This is a genomic window from Desulforhopalus singaporensis, assembly GCF_900104445.1.
Taxonomy (GTDB): Bacteria; Desulfobacterota; Desulfobulbia; order Desulfobulbales; family Desulfocapsaceae; genus Desulforhopalus_A; species Desulforhopalus_A singaporensis.
Window position 1 is genome coordinate 59,263 of sequence record NZ_FNJI01000023.1, and the last position, 26,801, is coordinate 86,063.

The following is a 26,801-nucleotide window of genomic DNA, read 5'->3' on the forward strand; positions in this document are numbered from 1 at the left end:
ACACTCCAAGATGCGTTTCCGCATCAATCACTTTTTTATTTACTTTCAAGCTGTTAAACACACAAGATGCAACATTGCATCAGACCGCGCATTCACAAACCACCGGCAATTTCGCTATATCCAACTGTATATAGGTGTTTTTTAAACAATCAGCCCGTTTGGTATCGTTATTGCTGTATCGATACCAAGCGAGGTTCTCCTATTTCTAAAATTCAAACCAACCGGGAGTAAAAAAATGACAAAAGCACAAACCAATTCGGCTCTCCACGAACGACGTACCAAAGTTATCGCCCAAGGCTTCGGCAGCGGTCTTGACAGATACGTTTCCCACGCCCAGGGAGCCATAATCACCGATGTGGAAGGAAACGAATATATCGACTTTGCCGGTGGCATCGCGGTGATGAATGTCGGCCATTCACACCCCAAGGTGGTCAAGGCGGTACGCGATCAGGCGGAAAAATTCATGCACACATGTTTTATGGTAGCCCCGTACGAATCCCCGGTCAAACTTGCGGAAAAGTTGACGGAAGCGGTCCCCGGAGATTCTCAAAAAAGTGTCATGTTCGTCAACAGTGGCGCAGAAGCAGTCGAAAATGCTATAAAAATTGCCAGGTACTATACCCAGAAGCCGGCCATAATCGCTTTTGAAAACGCTTTTCACGGCCGTACCCTGATGGGGATGTCGCTGACCTCCAAAGTAAAACCGTATAAACACGGTCTGGGACCGTTTGCCCCCGAAGTGTACCGCATGCCCTACGCCAACTGCTACCGCTGCCCCTTCTCCAAGGAATACCCCGGCTGCGACCTGGCCTGCGCCGATCACCTGGAGGAATTTTTCATCGACTACGTCGGAGCGGAACAGACTGCAGCAATTATCATCGAACCGGTACAGGGAGAAGGAGGTTTTATCGCGCCGCCTAAAGAATATTTCAAGAGACTGAAGGAGATCTGCGAAAAGAACTCCATCGTCATGATCGCCGACGAGGTACAGACCGGCATAGGCAGGACCGGGTATATGTTCGCCATGGAGCATTACGGCGTGGAAGCGGATATCACCACCGTTGCCAAAAGCCTCGGCGCAGGCATGCCTATCAGTGCCGTAGTCGGCAAAAAGGAGATAATGGATTCGGTACATCCTTTTGGCATCGGCGGGACTTACAGCGCCAACCCCATGGCCTGTGAAGCGGCCCTGGCGGTGTTCGATGTATTCGAGTCGGAAAATCTCCTTGAAAAGGCCAAGAAGTTGGGAGAACAGCTCCACTCAACCCTCAAGTCGTTCCAGGAAAAACATGCCATCATTGGCGATGTCCGTGGTCTTGGACCGATGATAGCCATGGAACTTGTTTCCGACAGGGATGCGAAAACCCCGGCACCTGAAAAAGCCAAGCAGCTGGTACAATTCGCCCTGCAGAGGAACCTGATCCTGCTCTCCTGCGGTACCCATGGAAATGTCATCAGATTCCTGATGCCTCTCGTCATTACCGATGAACAACTGGCGAAGGGACTTGAGATTATTGACAATGGATTGACCGCCATCAGCTGACAACCGGCGAGCCGGCCCGTGCTTCCGCACAAGCTGTATGGGCTGAGAACAACTGGCTTGCCAATCGACAGCGCAGCTGAGCTGCCGGGTGTTGCATGTTACCGCATCAACACCCGGCTGAGTTGCCAGCAACCTAAAATCAAACGAATAACAATTATCGAGGGAAAGAATGTTTGGATACTACAACCGTATTTTAACTGTCAATCTCACTGACAGATCTTTTGCCATAGAAGCGGTAGAGGATGAGACCATTGCCCAGTGTTTCGGCGGCAAAGGGTTGGCAACACACCTGCTGCTTGAGCGCAACAGGACGGGAGTCGACCCGCTTTCACCAGACAATCATCTCATCTTCGCAACCGGCGCTTTCTGCGGGGGTCGTCTGTGGGGCGGCAGCCGATATGGCGTGTATACCAAATCTCCACTCACCGGCCTTTATGCCGAATCTTACTCTGGCGGCAAAGTTCCCGAAGCGATCGACTCTGCAGGGTTTGATGCAATCATCCTCGTCGGTAAAGCTGATCGTCCGACCGTCCTCACCATCACCCCGGAAGGTGCATTCTTCCACGATGCCGGAGATTTGTGGGGAACCGATTCGATTAGTGCAGAAGAACAAGCGGTGGCAAGGTTTGCCCCCAACAGCGAAGGCTACCGGAAACCGGGGGCGGTAACGATAGGCCGAGCCGGGGAGAACCTGGTAAAATTCGCCCTGATCGCCAACGACAAATGGCGCTGTGCCGGCAGAACCGGCGGCGGCGCGGTTATGGGATCGAAGCAGGTCAAGGCCATCGTTTTCCAGGGAGACCGGAAAAGGAAATATTTTGACGCCGATGGCGTAGCCCAATATGCAAAGGATTTTGCCAGCAGAAACAGCGACCATCCCGGGGTTAAAACGTACAAGAAGCTTGGCACCACCGTCATGGTTTCGCTGATGAATACCGCCGGGGCCTTTCCTGCCAAATACTGGCAGCAGGGCAGCTGTGACCACTTTGAAAAGATAAGCGGCGAGCGGTACCATGCGGACCACGAAATCAAGCCCCACGCCTGTGCCAAATGCTTCATGGCATGCGGCAGAATGGCAAAAATCAAGAAAGGCCGCCACCAGGGATTGAAGATAGAAGGCCCGGAATACGAAACCATCTATTCGTTCGGCGGTCTTTGCATGGTTGAGGATATGGCGGAAATCGCCTATCTCAACGATCTGTGCGACCGGCTGGGAATGGACACCATTACCGCCGGAAATCTCTGCGGGTTGGCCATTGAGGCCAGCAACAGGGGAAAAATCGATTTTACGGTTGAATACGGCAATGTCGACCAGATCGCTGCACTTATCAAAATGATAGCGGCCAGAGAAGGTATCGGCGCAGTTCTCGCAGACGGCATCATAACCGCGTCTCGCACCTGGGGCCTTGAGGATATCGCCATCCACGTAAAGGGTATGGAGCCGGCAGGATATGATCCCCGGGCACTTAAGGGCATGGGACTCACCTTCGGCACCTCCCCAAGGGGAGCATGCCATCTGAGAACCACTTTCTACAAGCCAGAGCTTTCCGGGATTATTCCACCTGAACAGACTGAGAACAAGGCGGAAATGCTTATTGAGTATGAAGACCGACTCAACATTTTCGACACCCTCGTCCTGTGCCGGTTTTACCGTGATCTCTACACTTGGGAAGAACTGGAAACAGCGATTCACGCAGTGACCGGCCAGCCAGCCAGCCGGGACGACCTGGAAAAAATCGCCAGAAACATCGTCGACATGACCCGCACCTTCAATCTGCGCGAAGGTCTGCAGAGACAAGACGATCTCCTTCCCGAACGGTTCCACAACGAACCTCTGCCTTCAGGAAAATCGCTCACCTCAGATGAAATGGAATATATGCTTGCCGACTATTACCGGCTGCGGGGCTGGGACGAAACCGGGACCCCGGCAAAAGACACTATTGCCGGATAATCGTTTTTTCTCACATCGATGGCTGGACCTGCCGGGGAACAGCCATCGGTTCTTACCGATCGCTTGCACGCAATATTTATCAGCGCCGCCGCTTTCAATCAGCTGAAAAAGCGGCGCCATTTATATTTTCACCGCTTATCGGGGCCGCCCCCACTCAACCGATCGGCCCCCACTCCCCTTGGCTCGGACCGGAGCAACCCAGCGACGGGAAAAACCTGCTCAAATAAATCCGGCACGATTCCACCGCATTTTCCGGGGCAAGACATTTAGGCGAAATCAGGTAGTTGACCCAGAACCCGTCAATCATGCAGGTCAGGGTTATCGCGATGTCGTGCAGCGTCATGCCGTGAACAACTTCATCTCCTCCTGAGATCTCCCGCAACAGACCTTCCACGGCCTGTTCATACTCGCGGTCTATACGTTCGCCTATTTCGAGGTAGGTCTTCCGGTGGGGAGCAACACCCCAGAACGCCATCCATACCGAAAGTTTCTTGTGATCGGCGATGGGTGGCAGCAGCAGGGTTCGTATAAATGTGGTCAACCTTGCTTCAGGACTCTCATTTTTATCGGCCAGCACTTTCCGCCAGGCACACTCATGCTCCCGGTAGAGCATGCGAAAGGCCTGGTGCATCAGATGCTCCTTGGTCTCAAAATGAAAATTGCATATTCCCCGCGACAATCCGGTTCGCTGTGCCACCTTGGCCAAAGTGACCCCGGAAAGACCTTCATCGGCAATAATTTCTATAGTAGCATCAAGCAGTTTCTGACGGGTGAGCTGTTTCTGGCGGGAGCGGGATGTTGTCTGATTCCTTGCTGGCATGAGTATCTCTGGTTTCATTGAAAAGTATCTTAAAAATTCACGCTTGACATTAACACTGAACCATCGTATAGTCAATCATCATTCGCTGAATGAACGTATAGTCAATCTAAATAATGGTCAGGATTTTCAACAAGGAGCACCCGACAGGTAACACATAATCAACCGGTCACGGACTGGCATAACAATAGATGATGCCCGCCGCGACTCAGCTATATATAAAATCTGTGATTTCGGATGCCCAAACAGCAACCGAAGCCTTTAGCCGCTGCATTGTAGAAGTGGAGGGAAGCTTTTCGCTTCATTTGGGGGGAGTTTTCCACAAAGCACCCGCCCGGTATTTTCATCACCGGACGGGAAAACCTGAAATCAGCTGTAGCTTTTTTGGTTTTTCACCAATGGAGGAGGGTTGTTATGGAACAGACTTTTGGTTGGTTAGCTATTTTACCGCCACTGATTGCAATTATTCTTGCAATTGCCACAAAGGAAGTGCTGCTGTCTCTTTTAGTCGGGGTTTTCTCCGGCGCGCTGGTCCTATCAGGGTACAACCCCATCGATGCCCTGATGAAAACCATCGAAATCATAGCAACAAAACTCGGCGATGCTGAGTGGAATATCCGTGTCATCGTGGTTGTCGTTCTGCTCGGTGGCCTCGTCGGCCTGCTCAACAAGTCGGGCGGCTCCCGCGCGTTTGCCGAATGGGTCGCGTCGAAAATCTCCAGCCGCAAAGGTGCCCAGGGGGCAACATGGATAATGGGGATCCTGGTATTTTTCGACGATTACTTCAACAGCCTCACCATAGGCTCCGTCATGCGACCGGTGACGGACCGGTTCAGGATCTCCCGGGAGAAACTCGCTTATATCCTCGATTCGACCGCCGCACCGGTCTGTATTCTTGCGCCTATTTCAAGCTGGGTCGCCTACGTCGTCTCCCTTATTGCCGGAGCATACGAAGCAGCGGGAGTGGAAGAGCCGGCCTTCGGGGTATTCCTGTCGACTATTCCGTATAATTTCTACGCCTGGACCGCAATCCTGATGGTCGGGATCATCATTTTCACCAAGACGGAGTTCGGCCCCATGGCCCGGGCCGAAAAACGCACCCTGACAACGGGCCGCACTTATGACGACAGCTCCTCCGGGACCTCCGACGATGATTTCAAAGACATGGTCATATCCAAACACGGCAAAGTATACGACCTTATTCTGCCGATCATAACCCTCTTTGGCGCCACCATATTTTTCATGCTCCAGACCGGCGGATACTTCAATGAAGGAGTTACCCTGAGTCAGGCGTTCAACGAGACCGATGCCGCATCGTCGCTTATTTACGGAACCTTCCTGGGGATCCTGGTGGCAATCGTCACCTACCGGCTGCACAACTCGGTGACCATCACCGACTCCATGGAAGCCCTGGTGGTTGGTATGAAATCGATGTTTTTCGCCTGCTGCCTCCTTACCATGGCGTGGACCATCGGCGGCATCTGCGAAGAACTTAAAACCGGTGATTTCCTGGCCACCCTGCTCGCCGACAGCCTGCCCGGCGAGGTGATTCCGCTGCTCATCTTCGGACTTGCCTGTTTTACTGCTTTTTCCACAGGAGCCTCCTGGGGAACATTCGCAATCATCATCCCGATTACTGTACCGCTGGCATTGGCCACCGGCGCTCATCTTCCGGCCTGCATCGCCGCGGTTCTCGGCGGGGGAGTTTTCGGCGACCACTGTTCACCGCTGGCCGACACCACCATACTTTCTTCAACCGGAGCAGCCTGCAACCATCTCGACCACGTCAAGACGCAGCTGCCCTATGCCGTAACTGTGGCAGCTTCTGCCAGTATCGGCTTTCTCCTGGCCGGCATCCTCCACAGTTTCGTCATTCCGTTTATAACAACCATGGTCCTGTTTTTCGGTTCCCTGGTCATCCTCCACAAGATATGGGGCGGCGAGACCGAAGATGTTGCCAGGACAGAGGAAAACATGCAGCCTCTGATGGAAGCGGTGCAGGAATAAAAAATCAAGCGCCGGCTATACCGGCAGTGACAGTAACAGAGAATAACGCACCGTTTTTTGGGCGCCGCAACCAGGACGATTCGGCGGACCTGAAACGGTGCAAGCCAACTTTTCAAAGGAGTTTCACATGACAAAGGCAATAAACACACCTACAACAAACACAATACCGTCAGGCAGAAATATAGCAGAAGCGCTGAGCGAAGCCCAGAAAATGGTGGACCTCATCAAGACCCCGGAAGCGGAAGTCACCGACGAGGAACGTTTTTGGATAGCAAAATCGACATATCAGAACTTTGCAGACCACCTCAACAAAGGTTTTCTCGAATATCGCAAGTCGGTAACCGAGACCAAGGACGCCGCCTTAACTGACTGGAGGGGCGAAGGATCGGTACTGCAGGACGTCATGGGACGGGAATATATTGATATACTGGGCGGTTTCGGCCTCTATTCTCCCGGGATAAGGCATCCGAAAATTGTCGCCGCCGCCAAAGCGCAGCTCGACCGCAGCCCGCAATACAGTCAGGAAATGCTCGATCCGCTTCGTGCCCAGCTTGCAAAAGTCATCGCCAAATTAACTCCGGGTGACATCCAGTACGGCTTTTTTGCGAACAGCGGAACCGAAGCGGTAGACGGAGCCATGAAACTCGCCAAGCTGTATACCGGGAAAAGCGGCTTCATCTCCACCCTTAAGGGTTTTCACGGTAAATCACTGGGAGCGCTTTCCCTTCTTGGAAAAGCGGTATACCGAAAACCGCTGCTGCCGCTGTTAAACGGCGTCCGGCAGGTTCCTTTCGGCGATGCCGACGCGGTCGAGCAGAGTATCAGACATGCTTTAGAGGTTGGTGACGACATCGCCGGCGTTATCGTCGAACCCATCCAGGGGGAAGCCGGTGCCATTGAACCGCCGGATGATTACTGGCCGAGGCTTCGTCAAATCTGTGATAAATACGAGGTACTGCTCATCGCCGACGAGGTGCAGACCGGGTTTGGCCGTACCGGCAAGATATTCGGCGTCGACCACTGGGGCGTGGCCCCCGATATCATGTGTTTCGGCAAAGCCCTCGGCGGCGGGGTTATCGCCATGTCGGGATTCTTCTCAACGGCAAAAATCTGGAAATGCATGGAACCCAACCCGTTTATGCATACAACCACCACCGGCGGAAACCCGATAGCTTGTGCTGCTGCCCTGGCCCAGGTAACCGTGTTGCTGGAAGAAGACCTTGCCGGACAAGCCGCTGAAAAAGGAGAATACATAAAGACCAGAATCTCGGCCATGAAGGAAAAATATCCGGGACTTATTTCTGAAATCAGGGGACGCGGACTGTTGCTGGGGTTGGAATTTCCCGATGACGAAATCGGCTACAAAGTTGCCGCAGGACTTTTCTCCAGAGGCGTACTCACCGCCGGCACGCTCAACAACGCCAAGACCATACGAATCGAGCCGGCTCTCAATATCCCGTACACCTTGATTGACGAAGTGCTCGAGCGCCTCGAGGACACCTTGAAAAACCTTGAATAACGGCTATGCCAAAATTTTAAGATAAAACTCAAAGCAAAAGCGGTGAAGATATGAAGTTTCTAAGAGTGAACATGACCGATGAGACGGTTCTCTGGCAGGATGTGGCGCCACAATACAAGACCTTGGGCGGACGGGCGCTGACCTCGATTTTCATCAACGATGAAGTCCTGGCCACGACCGATCCCCTGGGACCGGACAATAAGCTGATATTTGCCCCGGGATTTTTCTCCGGCACCTCCCTGATAAACACCTCCCGTCTCTCGGTAGGCTCCAAGAGTCCATTGACCGGCGGCATCAAAGAGAGCAATGTCGGCGGAACGGTCGCATTCTCGCTGGCAACTCTTGGTATCTGCGCGATCATCATCGAAGGACAGGCAGACGCTGACAGCTGTTTTGTGCTCAACATACAGGACGACACCAGTGCCAACCTGATCCGGGCCGACGACCTCAAGGGCATGAGGACCTATGATCTCACCCGGAGGCTCCAGCACGATTTCGGCACCGATACCAGCATCACCTGCATCGGACCCGCAGGCGACAGCAAGCTGTTGTCGGCGTCGATACAATCCACCGATTTTGACGGCAGGCCGTGCCGTGCCGCCGGCAGGGGCGGACTTGGTGCGGTCATGGGAGCAAAGGGGCTTAAAGCGATCATCGTCAATCGCAAGGGTAGAATTCCCGCGGAGATTGTCGACCTGGACCGTTTTAAAAAAGCCTCGAAGCAATATGCAAAAGATGTCAAGACCGATGAATTCAGCGGAGAGATACTCCCCCAACTGGGCACAGCGGTCCTGGTGGAACCGATCAACGCTGCCGGCGCATTTCCCACCAGGAATGCGACCTTGGGCCAGTTCGAGGGTGTTGAAAAAATCAGCGGCGAGGCCATTGCCAAAATCATCGAGGAAAGGGGCGGCCAGACCAGGCACAAGGGTTGCAGCCAGTGCATCATCGATTGTTCCAATGAATTCGTCACCAGCAAGGGAGAGTATGTCACCTCTTCTCTTGAATATGAAACCATCTGGTCGATGGGCGGAATGATCGGCAACGACGATATCGACGCCATTGCCCGGCTCGATTTTCTCTGTGACGACATCGGACTGGATACGATCAATACCGGAACCGCTATAGCGGTGGCGTTCGATGCGGGCTACGGAGAGTTCGGCGACGGTGAAAAAGCGATTAGGCTGGTTGAGGAGGTCGCGACAGGAACCGAAATGGGCACCCTGATCGGCAACGGCCCCGATGCGGTGGGCCGACACTTCAGTCACAGCCGGGTACCGACCGTCAAAGGGCAGAGTATTGCCGCTTATGATCCAAGGGCAATCCAGGGCATGTCGGTCACCTACTCGACTACGCCCATGGGTGCCGACCACACCGCAGGCTGGGTGGTCGACCAGAACCTGGAGGCTTTCGGCGGTACGGTCGACCCGCACGGATCCGAAGGACAAGTCGAAATATCTCGCAACACCCAGATCCATATGGCGGCAATCGACACCGTCGGGCTTTGTGATTTTGCCCAGACCGGGCTCGCTGCAGAAGGTGGATTCGACAACCTGATGAATATGATGAGCGCCAAACTGGGGCAGGAGTTCTCTGCCCAACAGTGGACCGAGCTTGGCACAAGGGTCATTAAAACCGAGCTTGAGTTTAACCGCAATGCGGGCCTTACGAGACAGGATGACCGGCTCCCGCCCATGTTCTACAACGAACAGCTGCCGCCCTATAATGTGGTGGTAAAAATCAGCGACGAGGAACTGGATTCAACTTTTAGCGACCTGTAACACTCACGTCTTACCGCTTTTCCCATAGCGGCCTGGAAAGCCACATCGAAGGCTTTCCAGGCCGGTTGCGTCAGCTGCGGGCGTCAACAAAATTATCGTTCACCCGGTCCCAGTTGATCACGTTATAGAAGGCCGCAATGTAATCGGGTCTTCTGTTCTGGTAGAGCAGATAGTATGCGTGTTCCCACACATCGATTCCGAGCACCGGTTTTTTCCCTTGCGAGAGAGGACTGTCCTGATTAGCGGTGGAGACGATCTCGAGCCCGCCGCCGCTGCCGACAACAAGCCACGCCCAGCCGCTGCCGAAACGCTTGGCGGCAGCATCGGAAAATGTTGTTTTAAAAGCATCGTAACCACCAAAATCTTTATTGATGGCGTCAAGCACCGGTCCTTTCGGTTCTACGCCTTTTTTAAGCATCGGCCAGAAAAAACTGTGGTTTGCATGGCCGCCGCCATGGTTTCGTACAGCCGCCCTGATTTCTTCCGGAATTTCATCAAGATTGGCGACAAGATGCTCAACCTCATATGCGGCCAGCCGGTCATGGCCTTTTAACGCTGCATTGAGATTGGCAATATACGCCTGGTGGTGTTTGGTATGGTGGATCTCCATGGTACGCGCGTCGATGAACGGCTCCAGGGCGTCATATGCATACGGGAGTTCGGGCAGTTTATGTTCCATTATATTTTCCTCACGGTAAACTTGCGGTTATCAGGTACACCGGCCGTAACGTCAAGAGACCGGCTTATCCTTTTGCGGCCCGCGGATAACTGCGATAGTCGCAGCCGGGCAAGCTTCGGATCTTTCGTGTTGCCGTTACTGGAGTAATATAAATCGGCAATGGTCCGACCACGTTAGCCGCTGTCATCCTGCCGCATAGTTAACGCTAAGACGGATTCATCCCCCGGTCAATCAGGCGGCGATATTCCTCCCCCGACGGGTGCCGAGCAAGTAAGAATAACTATCGTAATATTGACTCTTTCAATGCAGACCTTATTCTTTTTCATTAACCTGACGCCTCTGTTGCACGAGGGATGTCACGAGTCAGCTCCCAAAATTCGACCCAACTGCTTCGGGAACATCATCACCTGTCATCGACACCTCCTCTGCCGAGTGCGCCTTGCAAAACAACGTACGCATAAGGAGGAATCAACATGCATACCAACAAACCTGCTCTTGCCAAAAGCTTCGCGGTACTGGTTTCAGTAATTTTCTTGATGGTGCCGGGACTGTCTCTTGGCACGGATGAGCCCGACTGGCATTTCAACGGTACCGTGATCGAAGCGTGCAGCTGCCCCATGTTCTGCCCCTGCTACTTCAACACCGAACCTGCCCTGAACCATACCAAGCACGGGGCGAAACACTTCTGTAAATTCAACATGGCCTATAAAGTCAATAAAGGCCACTACGGCGACACCGATCTCGCCGGAGTAAAATTCTGGGTCGCCGGAGATCTTGGCGACTCCTGGGAAGACGGAGAAACGGAATGGGCGATCGTAACCTTCCAGCCAGGTACCACCGAGGCCCAGAAAAATGGCGTGACAACGGCTCTGAGCAACATTTTCCCGGTTAAATGGAAGTCGTTTGAAGTCGCCGAAGACGCCCCAATTGAGTGGATGGCAAGTGAAGAACGTGCCGAGGCAACGCTTGGTGGCGGCGCCAATGGCCACATAATCCTCAACAAATGGCAGGGCCTTGACGGCGAATCGGGAATGCTGAGCAACATCGCCTACTTCGGAGCTCCTCGCAACAGCGGTTTCAAAATGATGCCAAATGAAATTGAAACCTGGAAGGTGGGCGACAAGGCTTTTGAGTTCAAAGGGACCACAGGCTTTATGATCACCGTTGACATGTCCGCCAAGGACCTGGCCATGTAACAACATCGCCGCAGATGATCCGGACCTTGCAAAGAGGTCCGGATCGCGTCGTCAGGCCGTAGCTGTCACCTCCTGTTACCGCCCGGCCCATTAGACTATCCGCATCAAAAAAAGTATAATGAAGAAAAGTTTCCCTATATTTTTGCGGAGAACTGGCGATGATTAAACAGACGATCATTATGGGTGCCGCGGGCCGTGATTTCCATAATTTCAACGTATATTTCAGAGACAATCCCGACTACCGGGTGGTGGCGTTTACCGCAACCCAGATTCCCGGCATCGAAGGCCGCTGTTATCCTCCCGGGTTGGCGGGAAAGCTTTACCCGGAAGGAATCCCGATTATTGCGGAAACCGAACTGGTTTCTGTCATTCGCGGCCACAAGGTTGAGCTGGCGGTGCTGTCATATAGCGACATCAGTTACCCAGAACTTATGCACAAGGCCTCGGTGGTAACAGCCGAACAGGCCGATTTTATGCTACTCAGCGCCAGGCGGACCATGCTGAAATCCACCATACCTGTGATTTCCGTCTGCGCCGTACGAACCGGCTGCGGCAAGTCGCCGACCACAAGAAAAATCTACGACATCCTGACATCCATGGGAAAAAAACCGGTGGTGGTCCGTCATCCCATGGCTTACGGCGATTTAACCCGCCAGGCGGTCCAGCGCTTTTCGTCCTACGACGATCTCAACAGACATCGCTGCACCATAGAAGAACGTGAAGAGTATGAACTCCTGATCGATCACGACATTACGGTCTTTGCCGGAGTCGACTACCAAAAAATCCTGGAGGAGGCGGAAAAAGAAGCGGACATCATCATCTGGGACGGTGGAAACAACGATACGCCTTTTTTTGCGCCGGACATCCACATCGTACTGTTTGATCCTCACCGCGCCGGCCATGAGAGATTCTACTACCCCGGTGAAGTCAACATGATTATGGCCGATATTGCAATTATCGCCAAAGTGGGTACGGCGGATCAGGGCCAGATAGAGCTGGTGAGACAAAACATTGCTCGCCATAATCCAGGCGCAACAATAATCCTCGCCGACACCGAGGTCACCATTACCCGCGGCGACCGCATAAAAAACCGGAAAGTACTTGTGGTGGAAGACGGTCCGACCCTCACCCACGGCGGCATGTCCCACGGTGCAGGGATGGTGGCGGCCCGGTTGTATAAAGCCGCAGAGGTGGTTAATCCCCGCCCCTATGCGGTTGGCACAATAGAAGACACCTACCGGAACTATCCCCATATCGGACCTGTGTTGCCGGCCATGGGATACAGTTCTTCCCAGATCCAGGACCTTGAGCGGACAATTAACAATACTGTCTGCGACCTGGTACTTTTCGCCACCCCGATCAGGCTTGATCGGCTGCTGTCCATCACCCGTCCGGCCGTACGGGTGTATTACAATTACGCAGATCGCTCGGACGGGGAACTGGAAACCATGCTCCGTCCACTGGTTGACCGGCTGGCCGTTTCCTCACTCCCCAGGCCCTTGCAACCATGAGCAACAGCAAACGAAAAAAAATTCTCCTGGTGGCTCTTGGCGGTAATGCCCTGATCAACAAGAAAGAACAGGGCACCATCGCTCAGCAGTTCAAGAACCTTAGAGTTCCGGTAAGGCAGCTCGCCCGGCTGGCCGAGCAATACACGATCATCATCACCCACGGAAACGGCCCCCAGGTCGGCAACCTGATGCTGCAGCAGGAACATTGCAAATCGGTGCCCGGTCTTCCGCTTGAGATCCTGGTCGCGCAGACCCAGGGGCAGATAGGCTACATGATCGAATCGACGCTTGACAGTGAGCTGATGAAGCTGGATAGGCACCACCGGTTGCACCTTGTCAGTCTGATAAGTTATGTTGTCGTCGACGAGAACGACCCCGCCTTTACCCGGCCGACCAAGCCCATAGGGCCCTGCTTCACCCGGGAGCAGGCGCAAAACCTGCCTTACCCCGTACATCAGACCGCCAAAGGATACCGCCGCGTGGTCGCTTCTCCTGCCCCGATAACCATTGTAGAAAAGCGCGAGATCAAAAGGCTGGTGGAGCAGGATTTCATCGTAATCTGCTGCGGCGGGGGCGGTATTCCCGTTACTCGCGAAAAAAGGACGTTTACCGGGGTGGACGCGGTCATCGACAAGGACCTGGCAAGCGTCTGCCTGGCAATGGAAGTAGGTGTCAATATATTCCTGATCGCAACCGACGTCCCCGGTGCCGCGCTCAATTTTGCCAAGCCGGGCCAACGTTTTTTGCGCAAGGTTACGGCTGCCAGGGCTCAATCCTACCTGGCTGCCGGCCATTTCGAGGCCGGCTCCATGGCGCCTAAGATGGAGGCAGCGATCAAGTTCAGGCAACACGGCGGGGAGCGGGCAATAATCTGCTCCATCACGGATATTGATTCCGCCATAAAAGGCACCGCTGGTACCGAAATCACCTGACCACTCCGGCAACGGTTCATTCCCTGTCTCTGTCGCCACTACCGTTCTGCAGGTCTTCATCGGTCCGGGGATCGATATACACGGCATAGGCGGAAGTATCTTTCATTATCACAAAAGGGGCATTTTCTTCCGCGGCGACGACGGTGACCAGTTCCCTGTTTCTCAGGTAAAAAGCCGTTGCCGCAAAGCAGATCTGCACAACGGCACAGTAAATAAACAGGCCATAGGGACCGTAACCTAGTTTCATCGCCAGGGAACCGATTACCGGACCGACGGTTGCCCCTACGGCATAGGAAAGCAGGAGTGTAGAGCTGACCGGAATAATATCCTCGGTATCGAACAGGTCATGGGCCCGCGCCACGGAAACCGGATAAAGAACAAAACTGAATCCGCCGAAAAACGCCATGACCGAGACCAGGTGTGAAAATGAGAGCTCGGCCATCGATATTACCGCGACGCTCAGCGATGATGCGACTGCCGAAACCACAACCAGGACATAAGCCCTGTCAAAACGATCGGATATCAGGCCGATGGGACGCTGCAGCGCAAGTCCCCCGGAAATGGTTATACCCATGACTAGGGACAGCTGGGAAACCGACAGCCCGATATTGTGACAAAACACCGGTCCTATCGAATAAAAAGCTCCATTTACCAAACCTGCCGTCAGACAGCCGAAAACGCCGATGGGCGACTTTTTGATTATTTTATAGATGCTGATTTTCTTAAGCCCTGGTATCTGGGGATGAACGGAACGGGTGGTTGAAAGCGGCACAATGCACAACGACAGCATCAACCCGACTATCAGGAAAATCCCCATCTCCTTGGTACCTGCAAGATTAAGCATCAACTGTCCGGCCACCATTCCGAGATAACTTATGATCATGTATATAGACATGATCCTGCCCCGCCGATTCGGCTCCGTCATTTCATTGAGCCAGCTCTCCACCACCGTGAACAGACCTATGGCTGCGATTCCGCATAAAAATCTCAGTACACCCCAGAAAAATGGGGCGCCGTAGAGCGCATGGCCCATGACTATAGCGGTAGTCAGGGCGGCAAATGCGGCAAATGCCCTGATATGTCCCACCTGGCGGATGATCGCGGTACTGGTAAATGCACCGACAAACATGCCAAAATAGTAAGCCGACGTCACCCCCCCTATAATCGACGGCTCAATTCCGTCACTGCTCATGCTAAACGGCAGGTACGTCCCTAAAAGACCAATCCCGGTCATAAGAAAAAATACGGAAACAAAAAGAGCAAAAAAATTCACAAGAGGCATAAACGATCACCTGTTTAAGTTATATAAAAAAAAAGTTGCAAACCGCTTAAGAGATCATTTTTCCCCAGCGGCAACATTGTTCTCAGCCTGTATACAATTAAAATTCGGCTTAGCAGACTGATTTATTGTTGTCAATGGTTGGTTACCGCGCCTGGTGATAAATTTTGGTGGACAATCTGTGGCATTACCCAATCTATCCCTCTCCCCATTTTCCTGACAACCACCAAAAATTCCACCGCTCTCTGGTAATCCATGGACCTGAACCTTGCCTCCATACGATCTTTTGTCGGTGCCCCAGCCAGGTTGACGGATGTTTTTTCTTCCCCCATGATTACATTATCCGTGATACATTCAGACAAAAAAAATTAAAGCCGTGTTCGCCAGCACTGCAGACGCACCTCAACTCTCTACTCAGCTCACAGGAGGCATTTCCCATGAAACTACTGATTGTTTACTATTCGATGTATGGTCACGTATACAACCTGGTAAAAGCAGCGGCAGAAGGAGCAAAGTCCGTTAACAATACAGAGGTTTTGCTGCGTCAGGTTCCCGAAACCCTGTCCCCGGAGGTACTCCAGAAAATGGGTGCGACCCAGACCCGGGAAGCACAGGCAGCCGTACCAACATGTACCGTTGACGAACTTGGAGAAGCCGATGCAATAATTTTTGGTACCCCGACCCGTTTCGGCAACATGTGCGGCCAGATGAGGCAGTTTCTTGATGCAACGGGACAGCTTTGGCAGAAAGGTTCGCTGGTCGGCAAGGTGGGAAGTGTCATCACCTGCTCCAACACCCAGCACGGTGGACAGGAGTCGACCATCCTTACTTTTCATGTCACCCTGCTGCACCATGGCATGGTGATCGTCGGCCTGCCCTACTCATTTCAAGGACAGATGATAACAGATCAGGTCAGCGGCTGTTCGCCCTACGGCGCGTCTACCATCGCCGGAGGCGACGCCAAACGGCTGCCGAGCGAAAATGAACTCGCCGGCGCACGCTACCAGGGGATGCACGTGGCAAATATCGCCATGAAACTGACGGCGTAGAAACAACTCCCCATCCTTAGCCACCACGCGCCAAGGAGCAGGGTCGAAGCTTTTGCTGTTACCACCATCCTCTCTTATGGTAGAATAATAGCGAATCGATACAATCTGTCGGCGGAGGTGTCAGATGTGTTATCGTAGCGCAAAACAGCGGAGTCGGCTTCGACCTGCCGATACAGACACAACGTTTTTATTGTGGCTGTGCGCTCTTCTGGTCTTCTGGCTACCGATCCTTCAATGCCCCGCCTGTCAGGCGAAACAGACGGCTACCCTGCTCGAGGTCGACGGCGCCATCGGTCCGGCCATCAGCGACTACCTGCAGCGAGGTTTTCAGCGATCGGAACAGTTGCAGGCAAGCGTTATCATCATCAGGATCGACACCCCCGGCGGCCTGGACCATTCTATGCGGCAGATAATACGGGCAATCCTAGCCTCTCCCATCCCCGTAATCACCTATGTAGCTCCCGACGGCGCCCGCGCCGCCAGCGCCGGAACATACATTCTCTACGCCAGTCACGTATCGGCGATGTCGCCTGCAACCAATCTCGGGGCAGCCACGCCGGTTGCAATCGGCGGGATTCATGGCAAACAGAAAAAGCCTGGGGACGAAGAAAAAAGCGACAACAACCTGAAACCGGGGAGCACGATGGAGAAAAAAATCATCAATGACGCCTCCTCCTATATCAAAGCCCTGGCGGCAAGGCATGGCCGTAACGAAGAATGGGCGGTAAAAGCTGTTCGGGAATCAGTCAGTCTCAGCGCCGGTGAGGCTCTCGCCATAGGGGTAATCGACATTATTGCCGCAAATATCGACGATCTGCTGTCACAGGTTGACGGTCGGCAGGTGGCGATGGAATCGGGCAGGGAAACGATCGCCCTTCATGACGTTACCGTTATCGCTATCGAACAGACGTGGCGCACCAGGCTGCTGGCGGTGATCAGCGATCCCAACATAGCCTACATCCTTCTGCTGCTTGGAGTCTACGGCCTCATCTACGAGCTGGCCAACCCAGGCGTCTTCCTGCCCGGGGTCGCGGGCGCAATAGCTCTGTTCCTTGCCTTCTACGCCTTTCAGATCCTGCCGGTCAACTACAGCGGCTTAGGGTTGATCGTCCTCGGGATCGCCCTGCTGCTGGGAGAGGCTTTCGTCCCAAGCTTCGGCTCTCTTGGGATAGGAGGGATCGTGGCGTTTGCTGCAGGTTCCCTGATACTGATGGAGGACCAGCAACTGCGGATCTCACGATCAATTATCGTCGGGACCACTGTTACTTCCGCCGTTCTTCTGCTGCTGCTTGCCGGACGTTTTGCCACCCTGCGCAACAGGAAAATCGAATCCGGGACGGAAGCCATGATCGGCAAGACCGGGGAGGCGGCAGAAGACTTTGACGGCGAAGGAAGGATCTGGTTTGGTGGCGAATCATGGCAGGCCAGATGCACCGAAAGTGTAACAGAGGGAGAAAAAGTCCGGATAACCGGTCATGACGGACTCTGCCTCACCGTTGAAAAAATAACGAAGGAGACCTGATATGATTTCGTACAGCCTGCTCAACTATATCGCCCCGCTCGGACTGCTGGTCGCTCTTTTCATTCTTTCATTCAGAATAGTTGCCGAATACGAGAGAATAGTAGTGCTCTTTCTTGGAAGGTTTCAGGCGGTGAAAAACCCCGGGCTGCGCATTGTCGTTCCCGGAATTCAGCGTGCTTTCAAGGTCGACCTACGCGTGGTCACCATGGATATTCCGCCACAGGACGTTATCTCAAGGGACAATGTTACCGTCAGGGTAAATGCGGTTCTCTATTTTCGCGTGGTCGATCCGCAAAAGGCCATAATTCAGGTGGAAGATTTCCTCACCGCCACCAACCAGCTTGCACAGACCACCCTGCGTTCTGTCCTCGGCCAGCATGACCTGGACGAGATGTTGTCCGAGCGCGAAAAACTGAATTACGACATCCAGGAGATCATCGACAAAAGAACCGACAACTGGGGCATCAAGGTCATAAACGTTGAAATCAAGCATATAGACCTCAATGAATCGATGGTGCGGGCCATTGCCAGACAGGCAGAGGCAGAACGGGAAAGAAGGGCCAAGGTCATCAACGCCGAAGGTGAATTTCAGGCTTCGGAGAAACTGCTGTCGGCGGCAAAAATCATCTCGCAGAACCCTCAGGCCCTGCAGCTTCGCTACCTTCAGACATTAAACGATATATCAAGTCAGAAAAACACCAACACCATTGTCTTCCCGTTTCCCATTGAGGTGATCCAGGCGGTACTGGCCAAACATCGGGAGGGTTGAGAATTCTTCCTGCACCCCGGTGCCGACCGAATCCCCGCAGCTTGGCTGCCAAAACCGGGAGTTGTCCAAAAACAGACAAAGGTGATCTTCCGGGATTACAACCGGCAGGATATCCCGAAAAATCACCTCCTAGTCTCAAATGGTCCGCAACTCCCTGCCCCGACGCGCAGGACATGGGGCGCAGCCGCCCTGGAGCCGCATTGCTCTTACAACTCAGGAAGCGTCCGCCGGAACAACCGTTACCGGCAGATTGGTTCTCTTAATCACGCCCTTGATCTTTGAACCCACCGATGACCTGCCGATCAGGCTGTCATGACCGCCAAGAACGATCAGGTCACACTGCTTTTCAACAGCTGTTGCGACTATATCCTCAACAATATCTCCGTGGGTGATTATAATTTCCCGGTCCTTTACATCACAACCTTCTTCGGCAATGCCTTCCTGCAGACAGAAGTTATGAATAGCCTGTCGAACCTGCACATTTTCCGGAGTTTTCCCAAGTAGCGATTTGTGCGCCTGCTTCATCTGGACATTGACCAATTCCTCCCACTGGTGCACACCAACCATTTCCCTGAGTCTCTCGTCGACATGCTCGGACAGTTTTTCTATAACGTAGAGCATGCAGATCTTGGCATTGAACCGGGTGGCGACTGATATTGTGAAATCAAGCGCAGGCTGACAATTTGCCGACAAATCGGTCGCGAAAAGGATCGTCTTAATTGGTTTGAGCATGATAGTCCAGTCTCCTGTTTTTCTTCAGCGAAAACACCAGATTGTTCTGGCGCAACAATCAGTTGAAAAGTCCTGGTACATCTTGTTGGGTTGCAGTTACATTCCCACCATACTGGGAAGCCACAACACCAGCTGCGGGAACACCATCACCAGGATCAGGCACAATGCCTGGAGCCCGATAAACGGCCACACCGATCGATAGATATCTCCCATCGTTATGCCTGGCGGCACCACCCCTTTCATATAGAAGAGCACGAACCCGAACGGCGGGGTGAGATAGGCCATCTGCATATTGACGATAAAGAGAATGCCGAACCACAGCGGATCAAAACCGAGCAGGGTAATAAGCGGCACGTAAATGGGAACGGTGATCATGATGATCGGCAGGTCGTCCATGACCATCCCCAGCAGGAAGAAGCTGAGCATCATCACAATCATAACCGTCCAGCGGTTCATGCCGATCGAATCGATAAGATCTTTCAACAGCAGAGGAAGCCCAAGAGTGTTGACGACGGCCGAGAAAGCGAGACAACCGATGATTATCCACAACACCATGCTGGTCAGAAAGGCCGACTGCTCAGAAGCGTTATACACCACCTCAAGACACTTCTTGAAGGACCTTGTACGCAGCAGTACAATAAGCATTGCCACTACCGCACCGACTGCGGCTGCCTCGGTGGGTGTCGCCAGGCCAGAGAAGATGGTCCCCATAATGGAAAATATAAGGATAAAAGGCATGGCCAGGTTTTTAACAGAAGTCCACTTCTCTTTCCAGGTGGCCCTTTCCTCCACCGGGATGGGAGGAGCGAGCTTGGGATTGAGCAGACTTCTCAACAGGATATAAGCGATAAAAAGAGAAGCCAGCAGCATCCCGGGTATGATGCCTGCTAAAAACATCTTGCCGATGGACAGGTTGGACAGCGACGCATAGACGATCATGGTGACGGAGGGCGGAATCAAAAAGCCCAGGGCTCCGCCTCCCGAGATACAGCCGATGGCAAGTGAGGTCTTGTAATTTCTTTTCAGCATCGCCGGCAGCGCGATAAGGCCCATGGTCACCGTTGCAGCGCCGACAATACCCACCATCGCCGCGAAGATAACGCAGATCAGAACGGTGCCGATTGCAAGTCCGCCCGGAACCGGACCGAGCCATTTATAGATCATGTCGAATATTTCGTCGGCAATTCCTGATTTTTCAAGCAGACAGCCGATAAAAATAAACATCGGTATAGCCAGCAGGATGATACTGGTCATACTTTCGATAATCGAGGGCGGCAACATCTGCAGAAATCTCGGCCCGTTAATCAGGTACAGGGCGACAATTCCCACACTGCCGAGGGTAAAGGCAACAGGAGTCCGGATGACAAATAGAACGATAACTGCTGCGAACATGAGTAAAACTATCAATGCCGGATTCATCACACACTCCCTTGTTTAAATTTCAAGATGGTTTTTCCCAGATCTGCCAGTATCTGCAGAACGAAAAACAGAGAACCCAGCGGCAACAATGCCTTTACAGGCCAGAGAACCGGGCCGAAAAGGGTGTGGGAATGCTGATTGGTAGCGAATGCGTGCCAAGCGAACTTGTATCCCTGCCAGAACAGAACGACAAACATGAACAAGGCGACGACAGAGACGATCAAGTCTGCGGAGTATTTGAGCTTTTTCGGGAAGAACTGATAGATGATATCAACGGAGACATGCCCCTTCCTAAGAAGAACCCATCCACCGGTGAATGCTACATAAGCTGCAAAAAGATACCCGCACAGTTCATGTACCCAGATGGTCGGGCTCTCGAAAAAATACCGTGCGATCACTTCATACACCATCAGGAACATAAACACGAAGATCAGAAGGCTGGAAGCTTTGCCGACCATCTTGTTTGTTTTTTCAGCGATAGAGATCAGTTTTTCAATGGTTTGCATTGTTAATCCTATAATCTCATTCCGCAGATGGTACCGGTTTAACCATCTGCGGAAATGTTATATGTTTTTACAGTTCGTAGCCGAGGCTCTTGAGGTTTTCCTTCACAAGAGCAATATACTGTGCGGACAGGTCATCGGTGGTGAGTTCCTCGTCCCACATCTTGACGGCGGTTGCAATCCACTTCTGCATTACCTCGTCGGGCAGTTCGACAAATTCGGTTCCCGCTTCCTTCATTTTTTCGATAACCGCACTATTTTCAGCCTCGAAAGCATCAATCATGTTGAGGGCGGAATCCTTCAAAGCGGTTTCGAGGATAGCTTTCAAGTCGTCGGGAAGCTCGTTGTACCTGTCGAGATTGGTGATGACTTCACAGTTCTGGGCACCTGAGATATATGGGGTCGTCTGGTACTTCGCCACCTCGAAGGTCTTGGCGAGATAACTTTCCGCATGATTGCCGCTTATCTCAGCATCGATAGTGCCGCGGGACAGGGCTACATATATTTCGGAAAATGGGATGAATACAGTGGGTATATCCATTTTTTTCAAAGTCTTGGCGATGGTTCCGGAAGCCCTGACTTTCATGGTTTTAAGATCTTCCCAGCTGTTGATCGGCTTTTTCGAGACTATGGTGTAACCGTCCATAATCAGAGGCGCACCGTAAAGTACATTCTGGGTTGCATAGCTGTCACGGAAGAATTTGAATATCTTATCCTGGTATATGAACTCCTTGATTTCATTGACACCCCTCGGGTCTCCGGGCAGCGCGAATGCGGTTGCGGCCACCGGCAGAATGCCGCTGTGATAGGCGCTGCAGGTGGTTCCCATATCAATGGATCCCATCCCCACCGATTCAAAAATGGAGGGGCCCTTCACCAGAGCTCCCGCCGGCAATACCTGTATTACGATACGGCCGTCGCTTTTCTCTTTGACATCGGCTGCCAGCTTATTCATGGCTACCGTTACCGGATGATTCAGAGAAAACATGTTCTGCATCGTAAATTTATAGGTTTTTGCCGCATTTGCCGTCGTAACCATTAATGAACATACCAGAACCGCTACCAATCCCAGTGAAAACCTTTTCTTGTTAGTCGACATTGTTTCTCCTCTTCAGTTGTTGTTGTAGGTTGCCCGGAAAGGCCTCTTTCCGGTTCGGGTGCTGCCTTAATGCTATCTGCCCTTCCCTCCTTCTGTTTTGTCCCCCGGAGATGGGGCTTTGTCGTTACAACCACCGGTTTTTCTGCCGTCCGGCGGCCTCAATACGATCGCCCTGTTATCTGCCGATGATCAATCCCTGGGGATCACATTTTTCACGGAGGATTTTGATCTCATCACGGGTCGGAGGAGACAACTCGCTCGCCTGTGAGATATCGACCTCAAACTCCATGTTTTCAAGTATCTTTTCTGGGGTTATCCCGGGATAATAGTTTTCCAGGACCATTTTCCTGGTGACTTTATCAAACCCCATGATCGCCATGTTGGTAATCACTTTCGAGGGTCCCTTGCCGGGAAGTCCGGCCCGCTCCCGCGAATCCCCTCCATCCAGCCAGCCGGGACTGGTCAGGTAGTCAACCTTGTTGACGAATTTCCTTTTCTCGTGCTGCATGAAGATGATGGAATTATCGACAAAGGAAGCCACGTCGCATGCGCCGCCGCTCCCGGAGAACCTGACCTTGGGTTTGTGGTAATCGCCGATGACCGTTGAGTTAAGGTTGCCGTAACAGTCGATCTGGGCGGCGCCTATAACTCCCACCACCTGTTTACCGGTCTTGCGGTTCTGCATATAGCCGAACGAATCGATAAGACCGCCGTTCACCGCAGTATAGTACATCACCCTGGGGTCTGCCACAGCCAGGGGAAGCTCTTCGAGGACCGAATCGATCGCGCCTGTTTCGAAAAATATGGTACTGTTCGGCGCGTTGATATGTTTTGCTGCCATTGCCGCCACCATTGAGATGCCGGTTCCGCAGAATATAATGGCGCCGTCGTTTATCTGCCTGGCGGCAGCGATGGTCATCAGCTCTCTCAGGGTATAATCATCCACCGTAATCACTCCTTTTTCGTGTTATAGCGGTTTGGGAATCCACAATCACTTTCTGTCAAGATTGACAGCATACCCGGTCCGCGGATCCGCAGCAATAACTGCCAGACGCTCCTCACCTGCTATATCCAGACGTTCCTGGTGATTTTTTACCAGGTGGATATATTCATTGAGATACTTGGCAAACATCGCATCATCTGAAGCAAATTTTTTATAATCATTGAGGAACATCGGATCGTAATCGTAATAGTTATAACAGGCGGTGGGATAAGCACCCCCGGGTACGTGAACCACGGCATCAACGCAAAAGTGCGGTATCTGGTTGGCGTCCGACTGGCTCTTCATCTCGTGGGAAGAAACCAGTTTTTCACATGTCACGATAAGGTGTTTGGCCGCCTTGGCCTGTTCGACGTCGGCCATCGGCAACCCCTGAATCTGCGATGTGCCGAGCTCATCAGCCTGTTGAACGTGGATAATTGTCACGTCGGGATTGATGGCGGGGACGAATACCAGTTTTTCGGTGTCCGCCCATCCGCCAAACGGATTGTCGGCAGCCACCATTTTCTCATTTGGCAATTTCGGATCCTGCTCCCGCAACTCCCTGGAAAATCCCCACTTGTTGAAGATGTCGGTGCCAAGGGAAGAACGGGTCGGCAGGCAGGGAACCCCCATGGCTCCCGCCAAAAACCTCAGGGTCATCTGGTAGTTGGAATAATCTTCAACCAACAGACTTCCTTCCTGCACCGCTCGCTTGAACCTGATGCAGGTGGGGGCGAACCTGCCGTTTCCGCCATAGGCGATCTCGATTCTGTCGACACATCCCCCCCCCACGAGCTCGTCCACTCCCTGTCCATTTGAATGCGCATACAGATGTATTTTTCTCTTCTTCTGACGGATAATTTCATAAACGGCGGCCATAGGATTTCTGTTCACGGTAAAGCCACCTATGGAGAGATGGCATCCATCGCTCACAAAGGTTGATATCGCGGTTGAAAGATCCATCAGTTTTTCAGACCTGGTTGTCATAGCCTTTCATCGTACGTAAGTGTTGTTGTTTAAAGAAATCTCACCACAGATAGGATTTCCCCTCTCCTTTCGCCTTCAGGTCAAACCTTGCTGATCATCCGTCATGTTCCTGAAAGCCTGCCCCCGCTCAGCCAGCCAGACGTTCGGTCAGCGCCGGCACAAACTGCTTCAGGTCGGCTACAACCAGCACGTCGGCGACTTCACCGATCGGCGCATCCCGGTCGGTGTTCACCGCGACTATAAATTCCGATTTTTTCATCCCGGCAATATGCTGAATCGCTCCGGAAATACCGCAGGCGACATAGAGTTTAGGCGATACCGTCTGCCCCGTGGTACCAACCTGGCGGTTATGTTCCGCCCATTCCGAATCGACCACCGGCCGGCTGGCCCCGTATTCACCCTTGAGCGCCTTGGCCAGACTCCGGATAATCTCAAGATTTTCCGGTTTACCGATTCCCCGGCCGGCGCTGACGATAATCTCCGCCTTGGAGAGATCGACACCACCGGCCTCACTCTCCTCATAGCCGTTAAACACCACCAGACTCTTGGCGTCACACTCTATCTTTTCTACCGCGACCGTTCCGGAAGGCTCACCCGAGAGAGTAAAAGCCCCGGCCTGGAGGGTAACTACGCATTTTGCTGTTTTGGCCTTTATCTCCCGGCGCAACTTGGCGTTGCACACCGGGGTTACCAGAGCGCCATCGACGATATCGACCACTTCCGATATCTGTGCCGCCCCCATTGCCAGAGCCACCCTGGGTGCAAGATCCCAACCGTAGGAGGAGTGGTTGAACACCACCATGTCCGGCTGCTCTTTGTCAATGACGTCAAGGAGCAGCTGCTTGTGCACCGAAGGGTTAAACTCACCATACTTCGCGCTGTCAGCGAGGTAAAGAGTACCGTCGTATTGCGGCAGATCGCTGTCGCTGCCCACCAGGAACATGGCCGACTCGCCGCCGAGTTGACTGGCGAACGCCACCAGGTCGTAGGTCGAGCCTAAAAGTCTGCCGTCTCTATATTCCGCTACCAGTAATGTTTTCATCGCTCAACTCCTTACGCAAATACCGTGGTACGCTCTTTGAGAAGGGTGACCAGCTGTTCGACCAGGTCGCCGACCTCTCCTTCCAGTATCAATCCGCCGCTCTTCTTCTCGGGCAGGGAAATCTTTGGCGTCTCAAGCCTGGACTCAACTGTCAGCAGATCGCCAACCTCAACCACCGCAAGCTCTTTCTTCTTGGCCTTCATGATATTGGGCAGGGTCGGATAGCGGGGACTGTTCAGTCCCAGCTGACAGGTGACAAGCACGGGAGCCTGGGCGCTGACTTTGGCCTTTACTCCTCCCTCCAACTCGCGCTTGGCGTTTACCGTACCGTTGTCAAAAGCAAAATCGACAATTGTCGTAATACAAGGCAGGTTCAGCATCTCAGCCACCAGGACCCCAACCTGACCGGAGCCGCGGTCCTGTGACTGCATCCCGGTAAAAATCATATCGAAGTTCTTATCTTTTGCGAACTCGGCGATGATGGAGGCAATCTCAAAGGGATCTTTTTCATGGACCTTGACGTCGTTTACATGGACACCGCGGTCACAGCCCATCGCCAGCGCTTTCTTCATCGTCTCCTGGATCCGCTTGGGTCCAATGGACAGCACCGTCAGGTCACCTTCTCCCACCTGTTCTTTTAGCAGGATGGCCTGCTCGACGCTGTATTCGTCATATTCGTTCATCCGCCAGGCAAGGTCGCTTTCGTCGTACCAGCTGCCCTGGTCGTTGATCCGGAACTTTGATTCCATGTCCGGAACCTGCTTCATGCATACGAGAATCTTCATCGCTCAACTCCATTAATTTATTGTGACCGGCAAATTCTTCGCCCTGTAATGCTCAATCATTTTCCACCAGTCTGTCGGCTAATATTTCGGCGATATCGCGCGACTTCATTTGTTCTTCAAGTTCGGCACCCTTGATCCCGTCTTCGAACATGGTCAGACAAAACGGACAGTTGGAGACCAGGGTCGGCGCATTGGTCTGTGCCGCCATGGTGACGCGTTTCACGTTGATCCTGGTACCGAGTTTTTCTTCAGCCAGTATCCTGCCGCCCCCGGCGCTGCAGCAGAAAGACTCGCTGCGGTTCCTGTCCATTTCATTAATGGTCCCGCCGGCGGCACGGATCAGGTTTCTGGGAGCTTCATAGATATCGTTGTGACGTCCGAGATAACAGGAGTCGTGGTAGGTGCATTCAAAGTTGTCACTGTTGAATTCCAGCTTGTTGGCGGCCACCAGCTTCTCAAGGAAATCGGTGTACGATTCGACTTCGATGTCAAAATCGAAATCACGATAATCCTTACTGAGGGTGTTGAAGCAATGGGGACAGGTGGTCACCACCTTCTTGACGCCATACCCCTTGATGGTCTCGATATTTTCCATGGCAAGCGTCTGGTACAGATACTCATTGCCCATCTTGCGCATCGGTTCGCCACAGCACTTTTCCTCTTTGCCGAGAATGCCCACCTTGATTCCTGCAGCCTG

General features: G+C 52.9%; 24 protein-coding genes. 11 read left to right on the forward strand and 13 right to left on the reverse strand.

The window, feature by feature from the left end; genetic code table 11:
* The first annotated feature begins 235 nt into the window (after nt 1-235).
* The gene (gabT, locus tag BLQ17_RS15060) at nt 236-1,543 is read left to right on the forward strand and encodes a 4-aminobutyrate--2-oxoglutarate transaminase (protein ID WP_092224308.1); all 1,308 of its coding nucleotides are present in this window, start codon (nt 236-238) and stop codon (nt 1,541-1,543) included.
* A 169-nt stretch (nt 1,544-1,712) separates the two neighbouring features.
* A complete protein-coding gene (locus BLQ17_RS15065) occupies nt 1,713-3,494 on the forward strand; it encodes an aldehyde ferredoxin oxidoreductase family protein (RefSeq protein WP_092224310.1) in 1,782 nt (593 codons plus the stop codon).
* 154 nt (nt 3,495-3,648) lie between these two features.
* On the opposite strand, the gene BLQ17_RS15070 is transcribed toward BLQ17_RS15065, so the two are convergent.
* On the reverse strand, nt 3,649-4,314 hold the full coding sequence (locus tag BLQ17_RS15070; protein ID WP_176761259.1) for a TetR/AcrR family transcriptional regulator: 666 nt from the start codon (nt 4,312-4,314) through the stop codon (nt 3,649-3,651).
* Between the two features lie 411 nt (nt 4,315-4,725).
* Here BLQ17_RS15070 and BLQ17_RS15075 point away from each other — a divergent pair, with 411 nt between their 5' ends.
* The 3 genes from BLQ17_RS15075 to BLQ17_RS15085 all read left to right on the forward strand — a co-directional run bounded on the left by BLQ17_RS15075 (nt 4,726) and on the right by BLQ17_RS15085 (nt 9,618).
* A complete protein-coding gene (locus tag BLQ17_RS15075) occupies nt 4,726-6,318 on the forward strand; it encodes a Na+/H+ antiporter NhaC family protein (RefSeq protein ID WP_092224314.1) in 1,593 nt (530 codons plus the stop codon).
* A 127-nt stretch (nt 6,319-6,445) separates the two neighbouring features.
* Nucleotides 6,446-7,837 (forward strand): putrescine aminotransferase, encoded by a 1,392-nt coding sequence (locus BLQ17_RS15080; protein WP_092224315.1) that lies wholly within the window; start codon nt 6,446-6,448, stop codon nt 7,835-7,837.
* Nucleotides 7,838-7,887: 50 nt separating this feature from the next.
* Nucleotides 7,888-9,618, forward strand: a complete 1,731-nt coding sequence (locus tag BLQ17_RS15085) for an aldehyde ferredoxin oxidoreductase family protein (RefSeq protein ID WP_092224316.1) — start codon at nt 7,888-7,890, stop codon at nt 9,616-9,618.
* Nucleotides 9,619-9,688: 70 nt separating this feature from the next.
* Here BLQ17_RS15085 and BLQ17_RS15090 read toward each other — a convergent pair whose 3' ends face one another.
* Nucleotides 9,689-10,300 carry a Fe-Mn family superoxide dismutase gene (locus BLQ17_RS15090; RefSeq protein WP_176761260.1) on the reverse strand — a complete coding sequence of 204 codons (612 nt, stop codon included), beginning with the start codon at nt 10,298-10,300 and terminating at the stop codon, nt 9,689-9,691.
* A 470-nt stretch (nt 10,301-10,770) separates the two neighbouring features.
* Between BLQ17_RS15090 and BLQ17_RS15095 the strand changes: the two genes are divergently transcribed.
* The 3 genes from BLQ17_RS15095 to BLQ17_RS15105 all read left to right on the forward strand — a co-directional run bounded on the left by BLQ17_RS15095 (nt 10,771) and on the right by BLQ17_RS15105 (nt 13,936).
* Nucleotides 10,771-11,493 carry a DUF1326 domain-containing protein gene (locus tag BLQ17_RS15095; RefSeq protein ID WP_092224318.1) on the forward strand — a complete coding sequence of 241 codons (723 nt, stop codon included), beginning with the start codon at nt 10,771-10,773 and terminating at the stop codon, nt 11,491-11,493.
* A 158-nt stretch (nt 11,494-11,651) separates the two neighbouring features.
* The gene (locus tag BLQ17_RS15100; RefSeq protein ID WP_092224319.1) at nt 11,652-13,004 is read left to right on the forward strand and encodes a cyclic 2,3-diphosphoglycerate synthase; all 1,353 of its coding nucleotides are present in this window, start codon (nt 11,652-11,654) and stop codon (nt 13,002-13,004) included.
* Nucleotides 13,001-13,936 (forward strand): carbamate kinase, encoded by a 936-nt coding sequence (locus BLQ17_RS15105; RefSeq protein WP_092224320.1) that lies wholly within the window; start codon nt 13,001-13,003, stop codon nt 13,934-13,936. Before BLQ17_RS15100 ends, BLQ17_RS15105 begins: the two co-directional genes overlap by 4 nt.
* Before the next feature lie 16 nt (nt 13,937-13,952).
* Here BLQ17_RS15105 and BLQ17_RS15110 read toward each other — a convergent pair whose 3' ends face one another.
* Together BLQ17_RS15110 and BLQ17_RS15115 are read right to left on the reverse strand one after the other, a co-directional pair.
* A complete protein-coding gene (locus BLQ17_RS15110; RefSeq protein ID WP_092224321.1) occupies nt 13,953-15,218 on the reverse strand; it encodes an MFS transporter in 1,266 nt (421 codons plus the stop codon).
* 131 nt (nt 15,219-15,349) lie between these two features.
* Nucleotides 15,350-15,547 (reverse strand): hypothetical protein, encoded by a 198-nt coding sequence (locus BLQ17_RS15115; RefSeq protein WP_092224322.1) that lies wholly within the window; start codon nt 15,545-15,547, stop codon nt 15,350-15,352.
* A gap of 105 nt (nt 15,548-15,652) precedes the next feature.
* Between BLQ17_RS15115 and wrbA the strand changes: the two genes are divergently transcribed.
* From wrbA to BLQ17_RS15130, 3 genes are all read left to right on the forward strand, one after another.
* Nucleotides 15,653-16,264, forward strand: a complete 612-nt coding sequence (gene wrbA, locus BLQ17_RS15120) for an NAD(P)H:quinone oxidoreductase (protein WP_092224323.1) — start codon at nt 15,653-15,655, stop codon at nt 16,262-16,264.
* Nucleotides 16,265-16,388: 124 nt separating this feature from the next.
* Complete coding sequence (locus tag BLQ17_RS15125) at nt 16,389-17,786, forward strand: NfeD family protein (protein WP_092224324.1); 1,398 nt, start codon at nt 16,389-16,391, stop codon at nt 17,784-17,786.
* Nucleotide 17,787: 1 nt separating this feature from the next.
* Complete coding sequence (locus BLQ17_RS15130) at nt 17,788-18,555, forward strand: slipin family protein (RefSeq protein ID WP_092224325.1); 768 nt, start codon at nt 17,788-17,790, stop codon at nt 18,553-18,555.
* Nucleotides 18,556-18,768: 213 nt separating this feature from the next.
* On the opposite strand, the gene BLQ17_RS15135 is transcribed toward BLQ17_RS15130, so the two are convergent.
* From BLQ17_RS15135 to BLQ17_RS15175, 9 genes are all read right to left on the reverse strand, one after another.
* Nucleotides 18,769-19,287 (reverse strand): universal stress protein, encoded by a 519-nt coding sequence (locus BLQ17_RS15135; RefSeq protein WP_092224326.1) that lies wholly within the window; start codon nt 19,285-19,287, stop codon nt 18,769-18,771.
* Between the two features lie 96 nt (nt 19,288-19,383).
* Nucleotides 19,384-20,706, reverse strand: coding sequence for a TRAP transporter large permease (locus tag BLQ17_RS15140; RefSeq protein ID WP_092224327.1), 1,323 nt, complete (start codon nt 20,704-20,706; stop codon nt 19,384-19,386).
* The gene (locus BLQ17_RS15145; protein WP_092224328.1) at nt 20,706-21,212 is read right to left on the reverse strand and encodes a TRAP transporter small permease subunit; all 507 of its coding nucleotides are present in this window, start codon (nt 21,210-21,212) and stop codon (nt 20,706-20,708) included. Before BLQ17_RS15145 ends, BLQ17_RS15140 begins: the two co-directional genes overlap by 1 nt.
* A gap of 67 nt (nt 21,213-21,279) precedes the next feature.
* The gene (locus BLQ17_RS15150; RefSeq protein WP_092224329.1) at nt 21,280-22,308 is read right to left on the reverse strand and encodes a TRAP transporter substrate-binding protein; all 1,029 of its coding nucleotides are present in this window, start codon (nt 22,306-22,308) and stop codon (nt 21,280-21,282) included.
* A gap of 175 nt (nt 22,309-22,483) precedes the next feature.
* A complete protein-coding gene (locus BLQ17_RS15155; protein ID WP_245695169.1) occupies nt 22,484-23,254 on the reverse strand; it encodes a CoA-transferase subunit beta in 771 nt (256 codons plus the stop codon).
* A gap of 45 nt (nt 23,255-23,299) precedes the next feature.
* A complete protein-coding gene (locus BLQ17_RS15160) occupies nt 23,300-24,277 on the reverse strand; it encodes a CoA transferase subunit A (protein ID WP_092224330.1) in 978 nt (325 codons plus the stop codon).
* Nucleotides 24,278-24,404: 127 nt separating this feature from the next.
* Nucleotides 24,405-25,319: an electron transfer flavoprotein subunit alpha/FixB family protein gene (locus BLQ17_RS15165; RefSeq protein ID WP_092224331.1), complete on the reverse strand. Its 915-nt coding sequence runs from the start codon at nt 25,317-25,319 to the stop codon at nt 24,405-24,407.
* Nucleotides 25,320-25,330: 11 nt separating this feature from the next.
* The gene (locus BLQ17_RS15170) at nt 25,331-26,104 is read right to left on the reverse strand and encodes an electron transfer flavoprotein subunit beta/FixA family protein (RefSeq protein WP_092224332.1); all 774 of its coding nucleotides are present in this window, start codon (nt 26,102-26,104) and stop codon (nt 25,331-25,333) included.
* Nucleotides 26,105-26,156: 52 nt separating this feature from the next.
* Nucleotides 26,157-26,801 (reverse strand): (Fe-S)-binding protein (locus tag BLQ17_RS15175; protein ID WP_143005523.1); only part of this gene is annotated, 645 nt, incomplete at its 5' end.

Excerpts from the sequence above, each read along its gene's own strand:
- gabT (WP_092224308.1), top strand. The coding sequence starts at position 236 with ATGACAAAAGCACAAACCAATTCGGCTCTCCACGAACGACGTACCAAA.
- BLQ17_RS15065 (WP_092224310.1), top strand. The coding sequence starts at position 1,713 with ATGTTTGGATACTACAACCGTATTTTAACTGTCAATCTCACTGACAGA.
- BLQ17_RS15070 (WP_176761259.1), bottom strand. The coding sequence starts at position 4,314 with ATGCCAGCAAGGAATCAGACAACATCCCGCTCCCGCCAGAAACAGCTC.
- BLQ17_RS15075 (WP_092224314.1), top strand. The coding sequence starts at position 4,726 with ATGGAACAGACTTTTGGTTGGTTAGCTATTTTACCGCCACTGATTGCA.
- BLQ17_RS15080 (WP_092224315.1), top strand. The coding sequence starts at position 6,446 with ATGACAAAGGCAATAAACACACCTACAACAAACACAATACCGTCAGGC.
- BLQ17_RS15085 (WP_092224316.1), top strand. The coding sequence starts at position 7,888 with ATGAAGTTTCTAAGAGTGAACATGACCGATGAGACGGTTCTCTGGCAG.
- BLQ17_RS15095 (WP_092224318.1), top strand. The coding sequence starts at position 10,771 with ATGCATACCAACAAACCTGCTCTTGCCAAAAGCTTCGCGGTACTGGTT.
- BLQ17_RS15100 (WP_092224319.1), top strand. The coding sequence starts at position 11,652 with ATGATTAAACAGACGATCATTATGGGTGCCGCGGGCCGTGATTTCCAT.
- BLQ17_RS15105 (WP_092224320.1), top strand. The coding sequence starts at position 13,001 with ATGAGCAACAGCAAACGAAAAAAAATTCTCCTGGTGGCTCTTGGCGGT.
- BLQ17_RS15110 (WP_092224321.1), bottom strand. The coding sequence starts at position 15,218 with ATGCCTCTTGTGAATTTTTTTGCTCTTTTTGTTTCCGTATTTTTTCTT.
- BLQ17_RS15115 (WP_092224322.1), bottom strand. The coding sequence starts at position 15,547 with ATGGGGGAAGAAAAAACATCCGTCAACCTGGCTGGGGCACCGACAAAA.
- wrbA (WP_092224323.1), top strand. The coding sequence starts at position 15,653 with ATGAAACTACTGATTGTTTACTATTCGATGTATGGTCACGTATACAAC.
- BLQ17_RS15125 (WP_092224324.1), top strand. The coding sequence starts at position 16,389 with ATGTGTTATCGTAGCGCAAAACAGCGGAGTCGGCTTCGACCTGCCGAT.
- BLQ17_RS15130 (WP_092224325.1), top strand. The coding sequence starts at position 17,788 with ATGATTTCGTACAGCCTGCTCAACTATATCGCCCCGCTCGGACTGCTG.
- BLQ17_RS15135 (WP_092224326.1), bottom strand. The coding sequence starts at position 19,287 with ATGCTCAAACCAATTAAGACGATCCTTTTCGCGACCGATTTGTCGGCA.
- BLQ17_RS15140 (WP_092224327.1), bottom strand. The coding sequence starts at position 20,706 with ATGAATCCGGCATTGATAGTTTTACTCATGTTCGCAGCAGTTATCGTT.
- BLQ17_RS15145 (WP_092224328.1), bottom strand. The coding sequence starts at position 21,212 with ATGCAAACCATTGAAAAACTGATCTCTATCGCTGAAAAAACAAACAAG.
- BLQ17_RS15150 (WP_092224329.1), bottom strand. The coding sequence starts at position 22,308 with ATGTCGACTAACAAGAAAAGGTTTTCACTGGGATTGGTAGCGGTTCTG.
- BLQ17_RS15160 (WP_092224330.1), bottom strand. The coding sequence starts at position 24,277 with ATGACAACCAGGTCTGAAAAACTGATGGATCTTTCAACCGCGATATCA.
- BLQ17_RS15165 (WP_092224331.1), bottom strand. The coding sequence starts at position 25,319 with ATGAAAACATTACTGGTAGCGGAATATAGAGACGGCAGACTTTTAGGC.
- BLQ17_RS15170 (WP_092224332.1), bottom strand. The coding sequence starts at position 26,104 with ATGAAGATTCTCGTATGCATGAAGCAGGTTCCGGACATGGAATCAAAG.